This window comes from Metabacillus sp. 84, from assembly GCF_050107715.1.
GTDB lineage: Bacteria > Bacillota > Bacilli > Bacillales > Bacillaceae > Metabacillus_B.
Genome location: NZ_JBNILN010000057.1, coordinates 1 through 204 on the forward strand (window position 1 = coordinate 1; position 204 = coordinate 204).

The 204-nt window shown below is 45.6% G+C and carries 1 rRNA gene; it reads left to right on the forward strand.

Features of this window, described 5'->3' with window-relative positions:
- Positions 1 to 142 precede the first annotated feature (142 nt).
- Positions 143 to 204, forward strand: a 5S ribosomal RNA gene (gene rrf / locus ACQCV8_RS20305); the annotation flags it as partial.

Below are 204 nucleotides of genomic sequence, written 5' to 3' on the forward strand. Positions count from 1 at the left end.
TTGATAGGTCCGAGGTGGAAGCGTGGCGACATGTGCAGCTGACGGATACTAATCGGTCGAGGACTTAACCAAATTACGTAAGGCGTTTGACTCGTGAACCAATCGTTATCTAGTTTTGAAAGAGCAATCTTTCAACCTTATATCTGGTGATTATGGCAAAGAGGTCACACCCGTTCCCATACCGAACACGGAAGTTAAGCTCTT